The sequence below is a fragment of the Leptolyngbya sp. UWPOB_LEPTO1 genome (assembly GCF_017302695.1).
Taxonomy (GTDB): domain Bacteria; phylum Cyanobacteriota; class Cyanobacteriia; order Leptolyngbyales; family Leptolyngbyaceae; genus Leptolyngbya; species Leptolyngbya boryana.
Genome location: NZ_JAFLCJ010000009.1, coordinates 20,332 through 40,353 on the forward strand (window position 1 = coordinate 20,332; position 20,022 = coordinate 40,353).

Sequence of the window (20,022 nt, forward strand, 5' to 3'; positions counted from 1 at the left end):
TCCGGTAACTAAGGTTGCATTTGCAGGGTTCTTTTTTGCACCTTGGATTGAGCTGCGGAGGCTATCATTTTCGCCGCAGACTTTTTGTTGGACATATAACTCTTCAACTCTCCTTCGCCTTCTTAAACTGAAAGTTCTATCAACAGAATGAGTGATTTATAGGGAAAGCTAAGGGCAAAAGCCTGTAAATCTATTAGTCTTGCGGAGGGCTACATTAGATGCCTTTGATTACTCCTGTACTCGCTGCTATTGCCTTCTGTGTTCGTCCTATTTTTTCACTGTTTTCAAACATAACTGCTGTGATTAGAACTAAAATTACTAATTTCAGGCTCAAGATGCTTTTTTTCATCAGCGATCGTCTCGAACCGGATAAAATTACCAGTTTTCGTCGATCTATTGCTAAAACATTTGATGAACTTAGTGATTTTCTGGAGAAATCAGAGTTAGAGCTACTTCGCTCCCGTCTCGATAATGGATTCCTCAAAGACAAAGTTCAAGAGTTGGAAAGAAGCCGCGAAGCTCTTCTTCAAGAATTGGGTGGCTCCCCAGATTTTCTTAGCATCGAATTTTCCATATGGCAGGAAACAATTCAAACGGTTGATCTGCTAGTGAGCGATCGGCTTGCTCTTTTACAAAGAATTGAGATCATCAACTCCTACGATGGAGATTCTAGAAAGCTTTCAGAAGATCTATTCGCTCTCCATGATAAGAATCATGCTGCTGAACAAAGAATCAGCATATTGCTGCAAGAGAAGAATGAACTGTGGTTACACACTAAAACGCAATCAGAGCATATTGATTTCTTGTCAAATAAAATAGATGCGCTTCAGAGGATAGCAGAAACAGTAGAAATGCTGAAAAAGAGAGTTGAAGAATTGACACGATCTGAAAGCACTCTTCAAGATCAGTTAGAGCAGTGTAAACAACAAAACTCTCAATTAGTACAGCAGAATGAGCACTTGAAAAGAATGAAGCTTGAAAGTGATTCTGCTATATCTACCTTTAAAAGCTCAAATCAAGAATACATAGAAATAAACGCAGGTTTGAGAGACGATCTTGAACGTCTCAGAAATGAACTCCTAGAGAAAGACACTCAGAGTCAGCAGCAGGAATTCAGAGTAATTCAGCAACAAAGGACGTGGCAAACCAGACAAGAAAATCTAAGTCTTCAAACTTCACCGACCAACAATTGTGACTGTTGGAGAATAGACCAATTAGAAACCGAAATTTCGCATTGGCGTAATCAAGTTAGCCAATTAACTGAACTGATTAGCTTTGATACTGAAACAGATTATCTGATTGATGACGACTTGCTTAGTTACATTGAATATTGGCGTGAGCATCCAGATCGTCACTAAAAGCGAAAAATCAGTACTCCAAAAGTTCTATTGAGATAATTTAAGAGTGGCTAAAGAAACACTTTCTGGAGCAGGAGAATACTGGCGTGTTATTGATGAACACCGTACTATACAAACGCGCTGATGTAATTGTTACCTCTTCAGTTCAGCATTAGATTGAGTGCGATCGTCAGTCTTGCCGTTAAAGCGATCAGGCAACTTAGAATGAAGAAAAGCGATCGTGAGTGATTACGAAATTCATGAAACTTCTGCTGATCGGATTGGTAAGAGGCTATCGTATCGCAATTTCACCGTTGTTTCCGCCGACTTGTCGGTTTTACCCAACCTGTTCACAATATGCGATCGAGGCTTTAGAAACACATGGCGTACTCAAGGGCAGTTGGCTCTCGGTGCGTCGAATTTGTCGCTGTCATCCGCTCAATCCGGGCGGTTATGATCCTGTTCCACCGAAAAAAGATGAAACCTTATCAGAAAGTTGAGATCGCCGAATGCCATGAACCTCTGGTCGAAATTTCAGAGCAGTTCGATCGAGTCACCCCACATCCTTATGCAAAATTAGGCGCACCTTATGGAGAGAAGTCGCCATTTTTTGTCAGAGCAGGAATTCTCGATCGCTTAATTCAAGCCGATGCAGAATTGCAGAAAATTCGACCCGGCTGGAAAATCCAAATCTTTGATGCCTATCGTCCCGTTGCAGTTCAGCAATTCATGGTCGATTACACACTCACAGAATTAGTCAATGCAAATGGATTGCAATTAGAAACACTTTCAGAAACGCAGAGAGAAGAATTTCAGCAACAAGTTTATCAATTTTGGGCAATGCCAAATCTCAATTCTGCGACCCCTCCGCCTCATAGTACGGGAGCCGCGATCGATATTACCTTAATTGGTCAAAATGGCAATGTTATCGATATGGGATCAGAAATTGATGAGATTTCAGAGCGATCGTTTCCAAATCATTTTCCACCAGATTCAGAATACGGTCAGCATCGCAAAATTCTATTAAACGCAATGACCGCTGCCGGATTTAAGCAGCACTGGAACGAATGGTGGCACTTTTCTTATGGAGATCAGATTTGGGCATGGCTGACAAATCAAGCAGATTCATCAGCCCATGCGATCGCGAAATACGGCAGAGTTTAGCCTTCGATTTTGACGGAAAGAATGCGATCGTTACCCCGAATTGCATTCACAACATCCATATCTTCGGTTTTACCAAAGACGGTATGCACGCCATCGAGGTGAGGCTGTGCAGAATGGCAGATGAAGAATTGGCTGCCGCCCGTGTTGCGTCCAGCATGAGCCATCGATAAGCTGCCTGCTTCGTGCTTGTTCGGATTGATTTCGCAGTTGATTTTGTATCCAGGGCCTCCGGTTCCTGGCATTCCAGGTGCGCCTTCACGCGAGTTCGGACATCCACCTTGGATCATAAAGTTGGGAATGACGCGATGGAATGCAAGCCCATCGTAAAAGCCTTTGTTTGCTAAATCGACAAAATTCTTGACGGTGTTTGGGGCATCCTTGTCAAACAATTCGAGATTGATTGTGCCCTTGTCGGTTTCCATGATTGCGCGAGTCATAATCTAAGCCCTTCGTTTTCGGCTTTTCCATCCTATCAGGGAGATTGAGGATCGAGGCATGGGTGGGAGGGGAAAATGGTGGGGAGTGGGGAGTAGGGAGTAGTCAACCGCATGAATTTTGCAGAGTGGGGAACTAGAGAGCACTCTGAGTCCGGTTTTTCTAATCCCTCTATCAGATTGATTGTGGTAAACGAGTAGGAGAGTCAGGCAATTTCTCATTCCCCCACTCCCCACTCCCTACAGCTATCACTCAAATTAATACCGATCGCTTAACGCCGCCCGCGCCTGTTCTCGATCGTCAAAATGAATCTTCTCCGTTCCTAAAATTTGATAATCTTCATGCCCCTTGCCTGCAATCAAAACTCCATCTCCCGGTTTTGCCTGCATGATTGCGGTTTTGATGGCAACTGCGCGATCTGCAATTACTGTCGGATTGACTGTATCTGGAATGCCTGCCACGACATCCTTCAAAATCTGCTCTGGATCTTCAGTTCGCGGATTATCAGAAGTTACGATGACTTGATCTGCCAAAGTTGCAGCGATATTTCCCATCTTCGGACGTTTAGTACGATCGCGATCTCCTCCACAGCCAAACACACAAATCATCTGCCCCGAAATAAACGGACGAGACGCTTTCAGCATGTTTTCCAAACTATCAGGCGTATGGGCATAATCCACAATCACACTAATGTCTTGATCTGGCTTAATCTGTACTTGCTCCATGCGTCCTGGAACACCCGAAAAGCCAGGCAGGGCTTCGACGATCGCACTTAATCCCAATCCAGAATGCAATGCGGCTCCAACTGCGGCGAGTAAATTTGCCAGGTTAAATTGTCCAACTAAAGGCGATTTAAAGGCTGCATCTCCCATTGGCGTATGCAAGGTTCCACTCACACCATCGGACTCATATTGCAAATTGCTGGTGCAAAGGTCGGCTTTCTCTTGAGTGCTATATGTCCAAACTGATTTTGGATCTAGCTTTTCCACCAATTTCTTACCATAAGCATCATCCAGATTGACGATCGCTTTTCCTTTCAAATAGCTCGAATCAAATAACAATGCCTTTGCCGCAAAGTAGTCATCCATATCGCGATGAAAATCGAGGTGATCTTGCGTCAAATTTGTAAAGACTGCCACCTCGAATTCACAACCCAAAGTTCTCCCCTGCGCCAACGCATGAGAACTCACTTCCATCACGGCAAAGTCACAACCTGCATCGATCGCGCTTTTCAATTGATGTTGTAATTCAACTGGAAAGGGAGTGGTATGCAGTGCCGTTTGTTGAAAGCCTTTCCAACGCGTGTACAGCGTTCCTAATAAAGCTGGAGATTTGCCCGATCGCTCTAGCAAATATTCGATTAAATGCGTCGTCGTCGTTTTGCCATTGGTGCCAGTGACTCCGATCATTTTGAGCTTTTGGGCAGGAGAGTGATAGAACGTCGTTGCCAGTTGGGCGCAAGTTTGAGCCATATCGCTAGACGGAATCACCAAAGGCGGATTCTCAGATTGAAAGGCAGGATCGCTTTTCGCTTTTTCAGCAGCTTGAGGTGAAACAACGGCTGCGATCGCTCCAGCCGCGATCGCACTTTGCCAAAAATCACCCCCATCCACCCGCGTTCCCGGCATTCCGATAAACACATCTCCAGGCTGAACCGCTAAGGAATTCGTCGTGAGTCCCTTCACTTCAGCCTCTAACGCAGGATGATTCGGGAGTTCTCCCAACATTGCCAAAAGTTCTCCCAAAAGTTCTCTGAGTTGCATCGCTCTCTCCTTGCCTGAGTTTTTCAGTTTCTAATCGTTTGCTGACATGTAATTCTGTAACATAGATTCCAATTGTGCGATCGACGACCTTGGCGAAGGACGGGGCAGAGCGCGATCGTCGAGATACAAAACCGGAATTTCGTACTGATAAGCCGCAAACCAATCCTCACGAGTGGTGATATCTCGAACCTCAAGATCAAAAGCGAGCGAGTGAATCTGCTCAAGTTTTTCTTGCAATCCTTCACAGAGATGGCATCCTGGCTTACTGTACAGAATTAGTTTCATTTGTATTCTCGTCGCAACTCACTGAAATCTTATGTCTAAAACAGTTCTCATTACGGGTGCATCGACGGGAATTGGTCGATCGACTGCGATTTTGTTTGCCGAAAAAGGCTGGAACGTGATCGCAACCATGCGAAATCCAGAAAAGGCAAATTTCTCATCCGATAAGATACATGTTTTGCCGCTGGATGTGACAAATTTAGACTCGATTCGCGAGGCGATCGCAAAATCTCTTGAATTCGGCAAAATTGATGTTCTCGTTAACAATGCAGGCTATGGTCTCATGGGCGCATTCGAGAATTGCTCCCCGGCTCAGATCCAACGGCAGTTTGACACGAATGTATTCGGATTAATGGAAGTAACACGCGCCTTATTGCCGCATTTTCGGGAGTCCCGATCGGGCGTGATTATCAACGTTGCCTCGATCGGTGGAAAAATGTCTTTTCCAACTTACTCGCTCTATAACTCGACAAAATGGGCAGTCGAAGGCTTTTCAGAAGGATTGCAGTATGAATTAGAGCAATTCAATATTCGAGTCAAACTGATCGAACCTGGCCCGATTAAAACGGACTTCTACGATCGCTCTCCTGAGATTGCGACTTCAGATCTCAAGGTTTACGACGAGTACGTCAACAAGATCATTCCGAAGATGAACCAAGCTGGAGAAAAAGCACCTGCACCCGAAGTCGTTGCCAAAACGATTTACAAAGCTGCAACCGATCCGTCTCGAAGGCTGCGATATCCGGCTGATCCGGGCGCATGGACTGCGGTCATCTTAAGAAAGCTCCTGCCCAGCCATATCTTTAGTACAATTATTCGCAGTAACTTTCACTGATCGGTATGGTCAAAATTCTCCACCTGTCGGACATTCATCTTGGAAGCGGGTTTGCTCACGGCAAGATTAACCCTGAAACGGGTCTGAATACTCGACTGGAGGATTTTGTCGCTACCTTGGCGCGCTGTATCGATCGTGCGATTTCTGAATCAGTTGACCTAGTGTTATTTGGTGGCGATGCCTTCCCAGATGCCACTCCGCCACCTTACATTCAGCAAGCCTTTGCCCGTCAATTTCGTCGCTTAGTGGATGCAGATATTCCAGCCGTTCTGCTCGTTGGCAATCATGACCAGCATTCTCAAGGGGTTGGAGGCGCAAGTTTGTGCATCTACCGAACCTTGTGCGTTCCGAATGTGATTGTGGGCGATCGCTTAGAAACGCATCGCCTGCAAACCCGCAGCGGAGACGTGCAGATCATTACCTTGCCGTGGTTAACGCGATCAACGTTATTAACGCGACCCGAAACCGAAGGATTATCCATGTCGGATGTCGGGCATTTATTACTCGATCGATTAAGAGTTGCAATGGAAGGCGAAATTCGCAAGCTTGATCCAGAAATCCCAACGGTTCTCCTCGCACATTTAATGGTCGATGCTGCTCACTATGGCGCAGAGCGGTTTCTTGCGGTTGGAAAAGGATTCACAATTCCATTGGAGTTTCTAACTCGCGACGCGTTCGATTATGTGGCATTGGGACATGTGCATCGACATCAAATTTTGTCAGAAGATCCGTTCGTCGTGTATCCAGGCAGTATTGAACGCGTTGATTTTAGTGAAGAACACGAAGAGAAAGGCTTTGTTTTAGTCGATCTAGAACGTGGCTCTACAGCGATCGAGTTTTGTCCTTTGCCAGTGCGATCGTTCTGCACCATTGAAGTAGATTTAACCGAATCCGACACGCCTCAAGCCGATTTACTCAAAGCGATCGCAAAAAGAGGCATCGAAGATGCAGTCGTGCGCGTCATTTATCAAGTTCGCCCAGAGCAGATTGATTTGATCGATGATGCAATTTTGCATGAAACGTTAGAAGTTGCGCATACATACACCATTCAGGCAGGCTTAATCAGTCAAATGTCGCGATCGCGCTTACCAGAATTGGGCGTTGGTAGCGCGATCGCGCCTTTAGATGCATTGCATGCCTATTTAGCCAATCGAGAAGACCTGAAGCTTTTAGCAGAACCGATTCTAGAAGCAGCAAAAGCTTTGCTCGCTCAAGAAGAGTTTTACATCGAAACAGAAGCAGGCGTTGAAGAGACGCAGTTGCGGTTACTGTAGACGAGCAATACTAGTAAAAACACTGATTTGTGGAGTTGAGAATATACAGTACTACTACTTACGTATTAGCTTCACGATTCGGGCAATTTTAATAAAAACTTAGTTAATTGCTTTAGAGATCAAGGTGATTTCTCGACAGTTCGCTAAGATTTAGTCATGAAAGCCCCATAGAAACGACGAAATCTATGCAATTAGACTGCGTTCAGCAGGTCTAAAACATACCAGTATTCACCTAGATTCAGACTAGAGAATCATGAAAAAAATTAATAAAAGCAGCATGTTTGCGATCGCTTGTACCGCATTCATGGGCGCTTTTGGAAATTCTCACGCAACCGCAGCAACCTTAAATCTCGCAAATTCAGGCTTGCAAAATGGAACATTAAACGGAGCATTCTTTCAAGAGATTGATCCAAATGATCCAGCCGGGACAGGCGTTTTGAACTCTTTCGTGCGGTTACAATCTCCTGGCAACAGCACTGTTGAAGAAGGCTACAACACAGACGGTTCTTTGCAGTTCAATGAGATGAGCGGCAACTTTACGCGATCGCTCAAACTCAGCGATGTTCCAATTTTTACGATTGGAGGCGTGAAATATCGCCAGTTTGTCTTGGACATCAACGAGAAAAATGCCAAAGACGAACCCCTAATTGACCTAGAGAAATTGCAAATTTTCTTGGGCAACGCAGGCAACTTGGTGAATTATCCAACCTTCGGTGGCAATGCCGTGAAAATCTTTGATTTAGATGGCAACGAGGACAACACCGTCAAACTCCGGGATACCAACGCAGGAAGTGGCAGAGCTGATCTCTTGACTTACATCCCTGACAGCCTATTTTCCGGTCCCAATCAGTATGTATATCTGTACTCGAAGTTTTCAGGTGCAGAAGGTGGATTTGAAGAATGGGCAGTGCAGGTGAAAGAAAAACCTGATACTCCACCTAAATCTGTACCAGAACCCGCAGCGCTTGCAGGATTGGGCTTGGTCGCTGGAGCAATGACCTTTGCTCGCCGTCGTAAGTCGAGTCAAACTGCTTAGACCTAATTTTCCGCTGATTTGCCTGTCATCTCGCAAATCAGCGAGAACTGCGTCAGTTTGGAAAATCTGGTGTTAAAATCTGGTCGATATCCTAGAGTCGATCGTTATGCGCTGGTCTACAGTTCTGAAATTCTTCCTTGGTGTGCTGCTTGCGATCGCAATTTTGGCGGCTGGCGGGCTAGTTGCAGCACGGGTGATGATTGCACGGCTGTCTGTGCCGCCCTCAAAACCGATGTTTCCGAACGATACACCCACCACGAAGCCACCAGCAGCAAAGCCTGCGGCAACGGCAAAACCAGCAGCGGCAAAAGCCGAAACTCCTGCAAAACCGCTTCCAGATGGAGCTTTCCCGGCAAAGGTAACGCAATCGATCGGGCTAGTGATCCGCGATGCACCTTCGCTGGACGCTGTTTCTATCGGTGGGGTTGATTTTAATCAGCAAGTGACAGTGATTGAAACCAGCGCAGATGGAAGCTGGCAAAAAATCCGTTTGGCTAACAATACAGAAGGATGGGTGCGCGCTGGAAATGTCGAGAAAGTGAGTAACTAAGTTCGGAACATATCCTGCTTGAGTTTCGACCTCGCTCAAACCGTGAAAAAACTTAGCGATCGATCACGTGTTGAGCGGACTTGAATCGTGGAAACTCTTCATTGAGATATAGCAATGCTAAAAAGAGTGGGGAGTTCTTCCTAAGAGATCAAAACTTCCCACTCTTTTTAGCATTTACACTTCAAACAGAATTGCTCTACAAACCCAAGACTTCAACAGCCTTTGCCATGACTTCATCAGGATCAAAAGGTTTCGTCAAATAGAGATTTGCTCCCACTTCGGCTCCTTTTTGCTTGTCAAATTCCTGACCTTTGGCAGTCAGTAGAATGATATAGATATCTTCAATCTCCTGCTTGACCGTCTGACACACTTCAAACCCGTTCATAAAGGGCATCATCACATCCAAAAACACAAGTTGTGGACGTTCCGATTGGATCACCTCGATCGCTTCTTTTCCATTCGTCGCAGTCAAAAGCTCAACATCTTGATCCTCAAGCTCCTCTAAGGTCTGCTCTAGTAACAAACGGATATGAGGCTCATCGTCAACAATCAAAATTTTCATGATCTTATCCTCTAGTACAGTACTTCAAATACATCAACCGTCTGGGTTTTACCTTTCACAGTCAATGTCCCAACCTCTCGAAACGAAAAGCAATCTTTCGCTGCCTCATAGACATTGCGATTGACTAAAATCTGTCCCCCCTTCGCAACCGACTGCAAGCGAGAGGCAACATTCACTTCATCGCCGATCGCCGTATAGTCCATATGCTGCGGAGAACCAATATTGCCAACAATCACGCGCCCTGAACTAATGCCAATCCCCGTCAGAAAATGCTTCTGAATCCAATCAATCGGGATTGTCCGAATTCTTTGCTGCATCGCGATCGCGCTTTTGATCGCACAAGCCTCATGATGACTCACTTCAAAAGGCGCACCAAACAACGCCACAATCATGTCGCCCACAAATTTATTGACCGTGCCTTGGTGAGTAAAAATCTCATCCACCATATGCGTAAAGTAAGTGTTGAGATATTCCACCATCTCAGTGGGTGGGAGTTGTTCGCATTGCTGAGTAAAATTGCGAATATCCGAGAATAAAACGCTGATTTGTCGATACTCTGGAACCAGCGAAAAGCTCCCACTCGCATCGAGAATCGCTTGCACAAGCTGCGCGGGCACATAGCGCTCAAGATTACTTTTGACTCGTTCTTGATGCAATCGTTGCTTGTGCAAAAGCGCATTCTCTAAAGCAGATGCGGCTTGCGAAGCTAACGTATTCAGTAACTTTAAATCGGCTGCGGTGTAGGTCCTCGCTTGCTCGCTACCGAGCATCATGACTCCGATCGTGCGATCGCTCACCTTCAAAGGAGCCGCAATCAAGGCATGGAGTTTCGCTTCTTCTGGATTACACCTCGCATCTGAGCAAACCTCATTGACGATATCGCTTTTTTGATGTTCTAGAACTGCTTCTAAGATTCCACCCTGCAATTGAGTCGGCGAATTTCCAAATGCAGTAACAACCTCCAACTCAGACGACTTCAGAAGCATCACAGCCCCACAATCGCTTTGAATCGATCGCTTCGCTTCACTGAGCACTAAAGCTGCAACCGCTTCGACTTCTAAGCTTGCAGTCATTTTTTCAGAAAGATTGTGGAGCAGAGTTACTTCTTTATAGCGATCGAGCGTTTCCTGAGCCAGCGTTTTTTTCTCAATTTCTCGGGCGGCAATGTAGCTCAGAACCGATGCAAAAGTTGCTTCGCCGACTACATAGCCAATGAGTTCTCCATCGACCTGAATCGGATATTTCGGCGATTCAGTCGGCGTGCCCCAAATCGTTTGCCCTTCGCCATCTTGAATTGAAACTGAGATTGCACTGAGCGCTTGAAGACGAGCCAGAATCTCCTTGACCTCAGATTTAGCAACGAGTCGTTTCAAGCGAATGGGAACCATGATGTTCTGCAACTAATAAAAACACAGCGTTTTGTAACCCTTCAGCTTGTGAAAGATCCTGCGCCCTATCTGAGTGTTCCCAAAATTTGACGCTGGCAATGACCATATCCGGTTGGGTAGATGCAACTTTCTTGAGTAATTCTGCATCGTTCGTTGCTTCAACTGCGGTAAAGCCTTTCGAGCGAAGAATATCCACAAGAATCTTCGAGGTCGTTTCATTCTCATCGACTACCAGAATTTTGCGCGGGGATCTCCCTTGAGCGATTAACGATTCGACTTCTTGGCAAAGCACTTCTAAGTTGATGGGTTTCGTGAGATGGCGATCGATCCCCAACGAATGACAGCGCTCAGGCGCATCGACGATCGACAAAATAATCAAGGGAATTCCCATCGTCTGAGGATGATGCCGCAAGACCGCAGCCACATCAAACCCGTTCATTTCAGGCATCATCACATCCAGAATGATCAAATGAGGAAGCGATTCCTTCGCCATCTGAATAGCTTCTTTGCCATCTCTAGCTTCTTCGACCTGATAGCCTTCTGTTTCTAACTGTTGGCGCAGCAGCGCACGAATCGGAGCTTCATCATCCACGATCAAAATCCGTTTTTGCGTTGCATTGACCTCACTACCCTGCTGTAATTGCTGAATCAATGCACTGAAATCAATTTCTCTGATGTGAGTCGGAGAAGCAGAACTCGGCAAGCTAAATGAGAACGTACTGCCTTTGCCAATTTCACTCTCGACCCAGATCTGTCCATCATGATGCTCGATAATTTGCTTACAGATCGGCAACCCTAACCCGGTTCCCGTTGGCTTATCGGTCAGCGTATCCCCCACTTGCTTAAATTTCTCAAAGACTTTGGGCTGATCTTCAGGGCTGATGCCAATGCCCGAATCTGTAATACTCACCACAATCGTGTCGCCTTGCCGAGCAACTTTACACGTAATATCGCCGCTGTCGGTAAATTTGATTGCGTTCGAGAGCAGATTGATCACGACCTGGATTAAGCGATCGCGATCGCCAACCAATTGCGGCAAATGTGGATCAAATTGTTCTACTAAGGTGAGATTCTTCGCTTGCAGTAAGGCAGACGTTGCCGCGATCGCACGTTCTACAACTTCGGTAATCTGAAGTGGCTCAGATTTCCAGTCCACTTTACCGGCTTCCATTTTGGCAATGTCGAGCACATCGTTGATCAACGCGGTTAATCGCATTCCTTCAGACACGATGATGTCGATATTGTCATTGACCTGACGTGCCGCTCGCTGCATTTTCTTATCAGTCGTATCCAGTGAGGGGAAAACAACCTCCTCTAGCTTTTTCTTAATGAGTTTGGCAAAGCCTAAAACTGAAGTCAGCGGTGTTCTCAGTTCATGAGAAACCGTTGAAATGAAGTCGGTTTTCATCTGATCGACTTCTTTTTCAGCCGTAATATCATGAACTAAAACAACCGTTCCGATTTTAGTGCCTGTTCCATCCAGAATCGATGTAGCAACTGCCTTACCAACACTGCCTTGAGCAATTTCAACTTCAGTCACCAGTGTTTCTTGATTTTGCGATCGCTCGATCAGATTCACTAAGTCTTGCTTAAAAATGGCTTGAACTGACTTGCCATTCAAAGATTGTTCTTCTAAGCCAAACAGTTTAAGCAGTGCCGGATTGTAGCAAGTAATACTTCCCTCGGTATCACTAACAAGTAATCCATCAGCCAAGTTATCTAGAATTGTTGCTAGATATGCCAGAGTCGATTGCAGTTGCTGACTGGTCGCTTGTAATTGATTGTTTAATGCCGTTTCTTGCTCAGCTCGCTCGCGAATTTCTTCCCAGTGCTTCAACTGTGTGAGTGCAGTAATCATAACTACAACGAGCAGTCCTGCCATGACCATCGTTAGCGTATTCAACGCATTTAATTGCTCTTCTAAGTTCTCACGTGGAATGACTAATGCAACTGACCAATTTGCACGACGAATCGGCATATAAGCAACATAAACCGATCTGTGATCGAGTGTGACCATTTCAACGCCTTGTTTGCGGGCTGTCATCGACCGAGCGATCGCGGCAAGAGTTGGATCAGTATTCTGGGTTAAACTCTTTAGCCCTTCAGTAAATGCTGAGTTAGGATGAGCGATCGCAACGCCTTGAGCATCGAGCGCAAACGCATAGCTTCCTTTGCCAAGCTGAGTTGCTGAAATTGCTCTTGTTACTTCAGCAATGGGAATGTTTCCTGCAAGAATACCCGTTACTTTCGACTGCTCATTTACGGGTAAATTGTAGAAAGATAAGCTTTTCGATCGCATTTCTGCTCGATCTTTGTCCGTTGCTTTCGCCAACGGAATTGACCAAACTGGCACAGCAATATTAATTTGCCGTTTGCCTGTGGTACGGGAAATAATCAAATCGGAGACGTTCGATTCTCCTTTCATAGATTTTTGGAAATATTCGCGATCGCTCAAGTTCTTCCCGGTTGCAAATCCGCCTCTTGTTGTGGCATACGAGCCATCCGGATTGACTAAGATAAACATCCAGAAGTCAGCCAGTCGATCTTGTTCTAGCTGTAAGAACGGCTCTGCAATCTCCCAATTCATCGATCGGACTTCGACGCTATTCGACATTGACTCGACTTCGCCTAAGCGCCGATTCAGCCAAGAATCAATCTCTAATCCCGCAGATTGCACTTTCAGTAATGCATTTTCTTTGAGTGTGCTGAGAATAATACCCCGCACAATCCAATAGCTCGTAAACGCAGTCACTCCCACAGCAGCGATAAAGCTACCATGTAGTAGTAAAGATACGATTTTACGACGAGTCATTGATTTCATAGGATTCCTCTGGCAGGTTATTTAGCGAATAGGGCAACCGTGAACTTTCGAGCAGCAACAAACAGCAGAAATACTCCCAAACAGAACATCCCGGCTAAGTTCAAGTGAGCAGGTGCATAGAAAAACTGATCAGCCGAAAAGATAAAGAGTAGCGTGATCACCGAAAAAGGCATTGACATCGCCAGCATTGCTGTTGCAAAGCCTAAGTCAAAGAATTGTTCAGCTTGTGCCGGGTATAGTTCATTAATTTTGGTGGTATGTAACAATGCCCAGAGGCTACAAGATGCTTGCGGAAGTGCCACATACAAAGCTGTTGCTTCGATCGAAGTGGGTTGCAGCACCACGATCGCGCAGCTACTCAGTAGAAATCCTACGCCTGCTCGCCCAAGCAAAATCGCCAAGATTTTACTTGCTTCTAGTAACTTCAATTTCAACGAGATCCCCACATACATCAGAATGAGAGGAGTTGAGCAAAGCGCAATTTTCTGAATTGTCTCGACTAAAACACTGGGAAGTGTTCCTGCATTTAGCCCCAACGTTGCCAAAACCATCCCCAATACGATCGCAATATTCACAGGTTCAGTCAGTAAAAATTTTCCTAGTTCAACCCATTGAATTTTGCTATTTTGCTGTTGCGATCGAGCGACCCATAAGTAAGCCAGAATATACAAGCCAATCAGCACAAAAATCTTATTCCCCATATCTGCCAACGCTGCCCAAGCAAGCCCCTGTCGCCCGACAAACTGCTCAATAAAGGGGTAAACGGTAAGACCCGGCGCAAGCGATGGAAACATCAGGATTAAAGCTCTCGCCTGCGCCGCATTCTTCCGGTCTAGTACTAACGGCGTAAACAGAATGCCGAGAATTAAGAGATAGGAGTTAACACAGAGCGCAAACGCAGGAAGTAAAACTAAATTTAGGCTCGTGTTGATCTCAATGGTCGATAGAAAGATAGTTGCAGGGAGCGCAGCACTTAAGATGAATGTGCGTAAAACTGCGGTGGAATTCGGTGCAGAAAATTTCGGTTTGAGCAGATAGCCAATGCCGATGAGCAATAGAAGGGAGACAACTTTTTCGAGAATTAAGGGGTTCATGCGCGGGTAGCTCTCTGCACGTTTCCTTAGTACCCAAAAATCACCTCAAGAACGACATCTCCGCAAGAATTCGGTCGTCCTTGAAAAACTCAGAAGCCTATCTTCGTGACTTTCCACATCATCAACCGATTATTGAGAGATAATCTTCATTGCTATCTAGCTTAATTAGAAATATTTGCAATTATTTACAATATAGGAATCAAAAAAATGTCGAGGTAAAGGTTTTATCTTTACTTAACCAATTTCTTTATGTCTCAGTATTGACATTAATTCTTAGTAGATGGTAGGGTCGCTATTGACCTTAGTTCCCAATAAAGTGGAGCAAGTTATCTAGTGTGAGTTGAGTGATGTCTAATATTGTTCGAGGTTTGGCAGGGCTTTCAGGCTTGGCACTGTCTGTTTTTTTAATGCAAACAGGAGAGGCTGCTGCTTCCGAAGTGCGATCAGTAGATGAGAATTTACTAGGAGAAAGTACATTAAAGCAGGTTACTTCCGTTTCCCAATTATCCGATGTGCGTCCGACTGACTGGGCATTTCAGGCGCTCCAGTCTCTAGTAGAACGATACGGATGTATCGCAGGCTATCCTGATCGAACTTATCGCGGCAATCGCGCCCTAACCCGCTATGAATTTGCAGCAGGATTAAATGCCTGTCTCGATCGTGTCAATGAGTTAATCGCAGCAGCAACAGCAGACCTCGTTAAAAAAGAAGATCTAGCAGCATTGCAAAAGCTACAAGAAGAGTTTGCTGCAGAACTTGCTACCTTACGAGGTCGAGTGGATTCACTTGAAGCTCGAACCACGACATTAGAAAAACAGCAATTCTCCACGACGACAAAGCTCCGTGGAGAAGTCATCTTCTCAGGTGCGAGTGTTTTTGGGGATGAAAGAGCAGGTGGCGGCGCTTTGAGCGATAATCCGACCTTCTCTTATCGGGCACGATTGAATTTTGAGAGTAGCTTTACAGGCAAAGATCAACTGCGCGTCAGATTACAAGGTCGCAACGTTATTCCTCTCAGCGGCAGTGCGACTGGAACCAATATGACGCGGCTTTCTTATGATGGAGATAGTGGCGGACAGGTTGGAGTTGATGACTTGTACTATCGCTTTCCGTTGGGAGATAACACTCGGGTTTGGCTGATCGCGAATGCTTATGGCTCGGAAAATATCGCGAATCCATTGAATCCATTTTTGCAAAGTGATGGCAGTGGTGCTTTATCGCGGTTCGGTCGTTATAGTCCCATCTATCGAGCCGTAGATGGACCCGGTGTTGCTTTAGAACATAAATTTGGCAATACCGCTACGCTCTCGCTTGCTTATCGTGCCCGAAATGCAAGTTCTCCTGAAGAGAAAGCAGGACTATTTGATGGCAATCATAGCGCTCTAGCCCAGTTAATCTTGAGTCCTAGCAGAAACTTGAGTGTTGGTTTAACCTACGCGCGCGCTTACTACTCGGGGACAGCTGTAGATACAACTGGGAGTACAGGCAGCGCCTTTGCTCAAAGACCCTTCGGCAATACGGCAACGCTGACAAATTCTTATGGCGCGATCGCAAGTTTTCGAGTCAGCCCACAGTTTAATATTTCTGGTTGGGTTGGATTGACCAATGCAGAAGCAAAAGCTGGGGTGAACCGAGGTGCAGATGCAGACATTTTCAATTGGTCAGTGGCTCTAGCATTTCCTGACTTAGGCAAAAAAGGGAATTTAGGCGGCATCATTGTGGGAATGCCACCGAAAGCAACGAGTAATGATGTAGCAACTCGCGAAGACCGTGATACTTCTCTGCATCTAGAAGCGCTTTACCGTTATCAAGTCTCCGATAAGATTTCGATCACACCTGGTTTAATTGTGATCTTGAATCCTGAGCATAATCGGAACAATGATACGCAATATGTGGGAGTCGTCAGAACGACGTTCTCTTTCTAGATCTTTACTCTTTTCTTCACACCTTCGACTCTCCAGAGCAATCCGGAGAGTTTTTTTGTGAGGGAGCCGAACTTGAAAGCATGTACCGATATTGGTCGAGCTTGTCACTTTAATCCCAAATTGACTGGTCATCATCTCAAGGACTTTTTATACCATCGATCGATGATTGAGAGGCGGAAATCGCTTGCAAGCCTGTGACCAATCGTTGAATTCCTTCGATCGCGGTTTCCTTCTCTAATGCTCCATAGCCAACTCGGAGATAACATCCCTCTTTCAGCCCAAACGTGAATCCTGGCAAGACTGCGACCTGATGATCTCGAATCAATTGCCGGACTAACTCCATCGCATCTAAATCAGTCTGCATTTTCAGCAAAAAGTAGAATGCCCCCTCTGCTTTTGGCACGGTACACAGATGCGGAATGGTTTCTAATTTTGCCAAAACAATTTCTCGGACTTGGGCGATCGCGTTTAACTTTTCCTGACAATACGCTCTCCCCGCTTGCAATGCTCCCACCGCTGCAAACTGAGACACCACCGCCGGACAAATCACATTCGTATCCTGAATTTTTTGCACGGATTCCAACAAAAATTTCGGAATCACCATATACCCAATCCGCCAACTCGCAAATCCATAAGCCTTCGACAGACTGAAGAGCGAAATTGTATGGTTAGCACTTTCAGCAATGCTGCCTGCTGAAAAATGTTCAACCCCATAGGTGAAATATTCGTAAGCCTCATCTGTAATGTGAAAGCAATTGTGTTGGCGACAGATCTGATTCACTTCTCGCAAGGCTGATTCAGGATAAACTACCCCAGTCGGATTATTCGGTGAAATCGTCACGACTGCGCGCGTTCGCTGCGTCATTGCTGCCCGAATCAACTCAGGTTGGATTTGATAATGGTCATCCGTCGGTACAAGAACGGCTCGACAGCTTGCCAGATCGATCGCCATTTCATGATTAAAGTAAAACGGCGTTTGCAAGATGATCTCATCGCCTGGATCGGCGATCGCCAAAACCACATTCAAAAACGCCATATTGCTGCCAGCAGTCACGACAATTTCGCGATCGCTTAAATCAATTCGATTTTCTGTAGTTAACTTCTGAGCGATCGCGGATTTCAATTCTGGAATTCCTTCTACCGCTTGATACTTGTGATTTGCAGGGTCAGCGAGAAAATTAGTGATTTGGGCGATCGCCTGACCAGGAGGCGGATAATTTACGACACCTTGCCCTAAGGAAATCGTTCCGGGGGTTTGCCGAATCAACTCTCCTACGATCGGAATAATTGGCGACTGCACCGCTCTCATCCGCATCGAATCCTGCATCTTTCAATCTCTCCCTCTGCAAATCCAAAATTCAAACTTTCAAAATCCAAAATCCTTCTCTAACTCTGGCACAATGTTCTGTACTCATTTACTCGAATGAAGCAACATGATTTCTACGCTACAAACCGCGCTCACCAACCGCCACGCACTCAAAATCATCAGTGGCTTAAACAACTTTGATGCCAATAACGTCGCCTCGGTGATCAAAGCTGCCGATCTCGGTGGTGCGACCTTCGTTGATATCGCTGCCGATGCAACCTTGATCCGTATGGCAAAACAACTGACCGATCTACCAATCTGCGTCTCTGCGGTCGAACCTGAAGCTTTCACAATGGCAGTCGAAGCAGGCGCAGATTTAATTGAAATCGGTAACTTCGATAGCTTCTACGCTCAAGGTCGCCGCTTTGAAGCTGAAGAAGTTTTAGCCTTGACTCACGCGACTCGCGCGCTCTTGCCGAACATCATGTTATCGGTCACGGTTCCCCACATCTTGCCGCTTGACCAGCAAGTTGAACTGGCAGAACAGTTAGTCAAAGCAGGCGCAGACGTGATCCAAACCGAAGGCGGCACTTCTTCGAGTCCCGAACACGCTGGCGCATTAGGCTTAATCGAGAAGGCTGCTCCAACCTTGGCAGCGGCTTACGAAATCTCCAGAGTCGTAAGCGTTCCCGTTCTCTGTGCATCGGGTCTTTCTAGCGTCACTGCGCCTCTCGCGATCGCGGCTGGAGCTTCTGGAATCGGAGTCGGCAGTGCCATTCACAAACTCAACGATGAACTGGCAATGATCGCTGTGGTTCGTTCGTTAGTCGAATCTCTGACCCGCGCATCCGTCAACGTTTAAAAACAAAAAACCGGAACGGCTTAAACCTGTTCCGGTTCCCATCTTTGAGCAACTGATTTGAGCACCTTAGAGCAAACGGAAAATAAACGGGTAGCGATACGCTTCATCTGGCTTGGCAATGCAATGGAGCAACGCCACGATCGTTAAACCCCAGTGCAGTAAGAATCCGAATGCAATCACCGGAAAGAACAGCAACCCACCTAATCCGAAGGTAATAAATGAGAGGAATGCGATCGGTGTACCAATGACGATCGCCCAGAACCAAACATTCAAGTGAAAATTCATCGATTCTTTTGCGTTGGCTTTCACCACTGGATCATCTGAAAGCAAATTGATCGCAAACGGTACACCAAACGAAAACAGAGTGGTACTAAAGAAAATTGAGCCGTGACTGAGGCAGGATAACAAGCGGCGCTTATCGGGATTAAAAGTGGTTTGCATCCTGGAGTTCTCCTATAGTGCTTTCGATTTACAGGTTGATCTTATCGTTTTGTATCTTGCCTGTAGTAGTGAAGCTTACCGCACTTCTAACTGTTCTCGCCTTTTCCTTTAGGCATATTAATTTCAGACTAAACGGAACTCTCACGAGAGCGGTTAGCCGAAATCCTCGATCGATTTCAGACCGATTAAACGCCTCGTTGCGGCTGCGATGGATTTTGTGCATTCAAAATGAGCTGATATCGTCGCAAAATCGACTGGCTATAAGCCGCAATACTCGGATATCGATGTCCTGCATAATATTGCGTCTTAGTTGAGGTATATTTCTCCGGTTTCCCGCTGTACCACCAAGCGGCAACTCGTTGAATCGCGATCGCAACATTTCCACGACTTGCCACAATTGACTTCTGCCAGTACTGATTTAGCTTAAAGTCCACGATCGCGATTTGCAATTCAGGGCTTGCCAAAAAGTCTTTTCTTGACACAGAAAAGCCCAACGCTTCTTTCGACCATTGCGGCAAATTTTCTGGCATAACTTGAGCATATCCCAACGCACCAGAATGTCGATTAACCGCTTGGAAATTTGCACCACTTTCCTGCCCAATAATTGCTTGGCGGATCAGCATAACCTCTGGTGCAATCTGCGTTTGAGGTTTAATTTCTAAACTGATGAACGTCGAAAATGAATCAACAATATCTGCCGCATAAACAGGCGAGTTTGTAACAAGTGGAGATGCGATCGCAAAAACAAGAATACTCGTAATCTCAGGCAAACGAAATCGGGTACAAAAGCTCTTCGCTTGAAAATTCAGACTCATTCAGGTAAAGAAGAAACGAACTCAAAAAGTCTACAGGTATCTGTGTCTTTTGTTGAATATGATTGAAATTTCTGATGCGTTCGATCGAGGAAAACAGAATAAAAAAATCGTTTTTATAAGAGATTTTCATAA

The 20,022-nt window shown here is 45.7% G+C and carries 19 protein-coding genes; 9 read left to right on the forward strand and 10 right to left on the reverse strand.

The features are described 5' to 3' along the window. Positions 1 to 218 precede the first annotated feature (218 nt). The 3 genes from J0L70_RS14770 (at position 219) to J0L70_RS14780 (ending at position 2,501) form a co-directional block, all read left to right on the forward strand. Positions 219 to 1,358: a coiled-coil domain-containing protein gene (locus J0L70_RS14770; protein WP_287455138.1), complete on the forward strand. Its 1,140-nt coding sequence runs from the start codon at positions 219 to 221 to the stop codon at positions 1,356 to 1,358. 239 nt (positions 1,359 to 1,597) lie between these two features. Continuing rightward, positions 1,598 to 1,837: a membrane protein insertion efficiency factor YidD gene (gene yidD, locus J0L70_RS14775; protein ID WP_190651904.1), complete on the forward strand. Its 240-nt coding sequence runs from the start codon at positions 1,598 to 1,600 to the stop codon at positions 1,835 to 1,837. Further along, positions 1,815 to 2,501, forward strand: a complete 687-nt coding sequence (locus J0L70_RS14780) for a M15 family metallopeptidase (protein ID WP_287455139.1) — start codon at positions 1,815 to 1,817, stop codon at positions 2,499 to 2,501. The genes yidD and J0L70_RS14780 overlap by 23 nt, the downstream gene beginning before the upstream one ends. Here the strand turns inward: J0L70_RS14780 and J0L70_RS14785 are convergent. The 3 genes from J0L70_RS14785 to J0L70_RS14795 all read right to left on the reverse strand — a co-directional run bounded on the left by J0L70_RS14785 (position 2,498) and on the right by J0L70_RS14795 (position 4,984). Then, positions 2,498 to 2,938, reverse strand: a complete 441-nt coding sequence (locus tag J0L70_RS14785; RefSeq protein ID WP_017286739.1) for a peptidylprolyl isomerase — start codon at positions 2,936 to 2,938, stop codon at positions 2,498 to 2,500. The two genes, J0L70_RS14780 and J0L70_RS14785, sit on opposite strands and share 4 nt — an antisense overlap. A 255-nt stretch (positions 2,939 to 3,193) precedes the next feature. Next, the gene (locus J0L70_RS14790) at positions 3,194 to 4,699 is read right to left on the reverse strand and encodes a UDP-N-acetylmuramoyl-L-alanyl-D-glutamate--2,6-diaminopimelate ligase (RefSeq protein ID WP_287455140.1); all 1,506 of its coding nucleotides are present in this window, start codon (positions 4,697 to 4,699) and stop codon (positions 3,194 to 3,196) included. Positions 4,700 to 4,729: 30 nt separating this feature from the next. Then, positions 4,730 to 4,984 carry a glutaredoxin family protein gene (locus J0L70_RS14795; RefSeq protein WP_190651901.1) on the reverse strand — a complete coding sequence of 85 codons (255 nt, stop codon included), beginning with the start codon at positions 4,982 to 4,984 and terminating at the stop codon, positions 4,730 to 4,732. 31 nt (positions 4,985 to 5,015) lie between these two features. Between J0L70_RS14795 and J0L70_RS14800 the strand changes: the two genes are divergently transcribed. The 4 genes from J0L70_RS14800 (at position 5,016) to J0L70_RS14815 (ending at position 8,676) form a co-directional block, all read left to right on the forward strand. Further along, positions 5,016 to 5,816 carry an SDR family oxidoreductase gene (locus tag J0L70_RS14800; protein WP_287455141.1) on the forward strand — a complete coding sequence of 267 codons (801 nt, stop codon included), beginning with the start codon at positions 5,016 to 5,018 and terminating at the stop codon, positions 5,814 to 5,816. Between the two features lie 5 nt (positions 5,817 to 5,821). Next, the gene (gene sbcD / locus J0L70_RS14805; protein WP_287455142.1) at positions 5,822 to 7,090 is read left to right on the forward strand and encodes an exonuclease subunit SbcD; all 1,269 of its coding nucleotides are present in this window, start codon (positions 5,822 to 5,824) and stop codon (positions 7,088 to 7,090) included. A gap of 253 nt (positions 7,091 to 7,343) precedes the next feature. Further along, positions 7,344 to 8,126, forward strand: coding sequence for a PEP-CTERM sorting domain-containing protein (locus tag J0L70_RS14810; protein ID WP_287455143.1), 783 nt, complete (start codon positions 7,344 to 7,346; stop codon positions 8,124 to 8,126). Positions 8,127 to 8,232: 106 nt separating this feature from the next. Further along, positions 8,233 to 8,676, forward strand: coding sequence for an SH3 domain-containing protein (locus J0L70_RS14815; RefSeq protein WP_017286733.1), 444 nt, complete (start codon positions 8,233 to 8,235; stop codon positions 8,674 to 8,676). 196 nt (positions 8,677 to 8,872) lie between these two features. On the opposite strand, the gene J0L70_RS14820 is transcribed toward J0L70_RS14815, so the two are convergent. From J0L70_RS14820 to J0L70_RS14835, 4 genes are read right to left on the reverse strand one after another with little or no spacing between them, the layout of a single operon-like run. After that, complete coding sequence (locus tag J0L70_RS14820) at positions 8,873 to 9,238, reverse strand: response regulator transcription factor (RefSeq protein WP_017286732.1); 366 nt, start codon at positions 9,236 to 9,238, stop codon at positions 8,873 to 8,875. An 11-nt stretch (positions 9,239 to 9,249) separates the two neighbouring features. Continuing rightward, the gene (locus J0L70_RS14825) at positions 9,250 to 10,626 is read right to left on the reverse strand and encodes an adenylate/guanylate cyclase domain-containing protein (protein ID WP_287455144.1); all 1,377 of its coding nucleotides are present in this window, start codon (positions 10,624 to 10,626) and stop codon (positions 9,250 to 9,252) included. After that, positions 10,592 to 13,447, reverse strand: coding sequence for an ATP-binding protein (locus J0L70_RS14830; RefSeq protein WP_287455145.1), 2,856 nt, complete (start codon positions 13,445 to 13,447; stop codon positions 10,592 to 10,594). The genes J0L70_RS14825 and J0L70_RS14830 overlap by 35 nt, the downstream gene beginning before the upstream one ends. 17 nt (positions 13,448 to 13,464) lie before the next feature. Next, positions 13,465 to 14,541, reverse strand: a complete 1,077-nt coding sequence (locus J0L70_RS14835) for an AEC family transporter (RefSeq protein ID WP_287455146.1) — start codon at positions 14,539 to 14,541, stop codon at positions 13,465 to 13,467. A gap of 347 nt (positions 14,542 to 14,888) precedes the next feature. Between J0L70_RS14835 and J0L70_RS14840 the strand changes: the two genes are divergently transcribed. Next, on the forward strand, positions 14,889 to 16,466 hold the full coding sequence (locus J0L70_RS14840; protein ID WP_287455147.1) for an iron uptake porin: 1,578 nt from the start codon (positions 14,889 to 14,891) through the stop codon (positions 16,464 to 16,466). Positions 16,467 to 16,602: 136 nt separating this feature from the next. Here the strand turns inward: J0L70_RS14840 and J0L70_RS14845 are convergent, their stop codons facing one another. Further along, positions 16,603 to 17,793 (reverse strand): pyridoxal phosphate-dependent aminotransferase, encoded by a 1,191-nt coding sequence (locus J0L70_RS14845; RefSeq protein ID WP_287455148.1) that lies wholly within the window; start codon positions 17,791 to 17,793, stop codon positions 16,603 to 16,605. Positions 17,794 to 17,899: 106 nt separating this feature from the next. Between J0L70_RS14845 and J0L70_RS14850 the strand changes: the two genes are divergently transcribed. Continuing rightward, positions 17,900 to 18,634 carry a DUF561 domain-containing protein gene (locus J0L70_RS14850; RefSeq protein WP_287455149.1) on the forward strand — a complete coding sequence of 245 codons (735 nt, stop codon included), beginning with the start codon at positions 17,900 to 17,902 and terminating at the stop codon, positions 18,632 to 18,634. Positions 18,635 to 18,700: 66 nt separating this feature from the next. Here J0L70_RS14850 and J0L70_RS14855 read toward each other — a convergent pair whose 3' ends face one another. Then, positions 18,701 to 19,075 (reverse strand): DUF4870 domain-containing protein, encoded by a 375-nt coding sequence (locus J0L70_RS14855; protein ID WP_017286725.1) that lies wholly within the window; start codon positions 19,073 to 19,075, stop codon positions 18,701 to 18,703. A 185-nt stretch (positions 19,076 to 19,260) separates the two neighbouring features. Then, positions 19,261 to 19,890 carry a lysozyme family protein gene (locus J0L70_RS14860; protein WP_190649033.1) on the reverse strand — a complete coding sequence of 210 codons (630 nt, stop codon included), beginning with the start codon at positions 19,888 to 19,890 and terminating at the stop codon, positions 19,261 to 19,263. Positions 19,891 to 20,022: the final 132 nt, after the last annotated feature.

Bases quoted from the DNA above. Each gene is read 5' to 3' on its own strand.
- J0L70_RS14790 (WP_287455140.1), bottom strand. From the start codon at position 4,699: ATGCAACTCAGAGAACTTTTGGGAGAACTTTTGGCAATGTTGGGAGAA.
- sbcD (WP_287455142.1), top strand. From the start codon at position 5,822: ATGGTCAAAATTCTCCACCTGTCGGACATTCATCTTGGAAGCGGGTTT.
- J0L70_RS14815 (WP_017286733.1), top strand. From the start codon at position 8,233: ATGCGCTGGTCTACAGTTCTGAAATTCTTCCTTGGTGTGCTGCTTGCG.
- J0L70_RS14820 (WP_017286732.1), bottom strand. From the start codon at position 9,238: ATGAAAATTTTGATTGTTGACGATGAGCCTCATATCCGTTTGTTACTA.
- J0L70_RS14840 (WP_287455147.1), top strand. From the start codon at position 14,889: ATGTCTAATATTGTTCGAGGTTTGGCAGGGCTTTCAGGCTTGGCACTG.
- J0L70_RS14770 (WP_287455138.1), top strand. From the start codon at position 219: ATGCCTTTGATTACTCCTGTACTCGCTGCTATTGCCTTCTGTGTTCGT.
- J0L70_RS14860 (WP_190649033.1), bottom strand. From the start codon at position 19,890: ATGAGTCTGAATTTTCAAGCGAAGAGCTTTTGTACCCGATTTCGTTTG.
- J0L70_RS14850 (WP_287455149.1), top strand. From the start codon at position 17,900: ATGATTTCTACGCTACAAACCGCGCTCACCAACCGCCACGCACTCAAA.
- J0L70_RS14855 (WP_017286725.1), bottom strand. From the start codon at position 19,075: ATGCAAACCACTTTTAATCCCGATAAGCGCCGCTTGTTATCCTGCCTC.
- J0L70_RS14830 (WP_287455145.1), bottom strand. From the start codon at position 13,447: ATGAAATCAATGACTCGTCGTAAAATCGTATCTTTACTACTACATGGT.
- J0L70_RS14785 (WP_017286739.1), bottom strand. From the start codon at position 2,938: ATGACTCGCGCAATCATGGAAACCGACAAGGGCACAATCAATCTCGAA.
- yidD (WP_190651904.1), top strand. From the start codon at position 1,598: ATGAAACTTCTGCTGATCGGATTGGTAAGAGGCTATCGTATCGCAATT.
- J0L70_RS14810 (WP_287455143.1), top strand. From the start codon at position 7,344: ATGAAAAAAATTAATAAAAGCAGCATGTTTGCGATCGCTTGTACCGCA.
- J0L70_RS14835 (WP_287455146.1), bottom strand. From the start codon at position 14,541: ATGAACCCCTTAATTCTCGAAAAAGTTGTCTCCCTTCTATTGCTCATC.
- J0L70_RS14845 (WP_287455148.1), bottom strand. From the start codon at position 17,793: ATGCAGGATTCGATGCGGATGAGAGCGGTGCAGTCGCCAATTATTCCG.
- J0L70_RS14795 (WP_190651901.1), bottom strand. From the start codon at position 4,984: ATGAAACTAATTCTGTACAGTAAGCCAGGATGCCATCTCTGTGAAGGA.
- J0L70_RS14825 (WP_287455144.1), bottom strand. From the start codon at position 10,626: ATGGTTCCCATTCGCTTGAAACGACTCGTTGCTAAATCTGAGGTCAAG.
- J0L70_RS14800 (WP_287455141.1), top strand. From the start codon at position 5,016: ATGTCTAAAACAGTTCTCATTACGGGTGCATCGACGGGAATTGGTCGA.
- J0L70_RS14780 (WP_287455139.1), top strand. From the start codon at position 1,815: ATGAAACCTTATCAGAAAGTTGAGATCGCCGAATGCCATGAACCTCTG.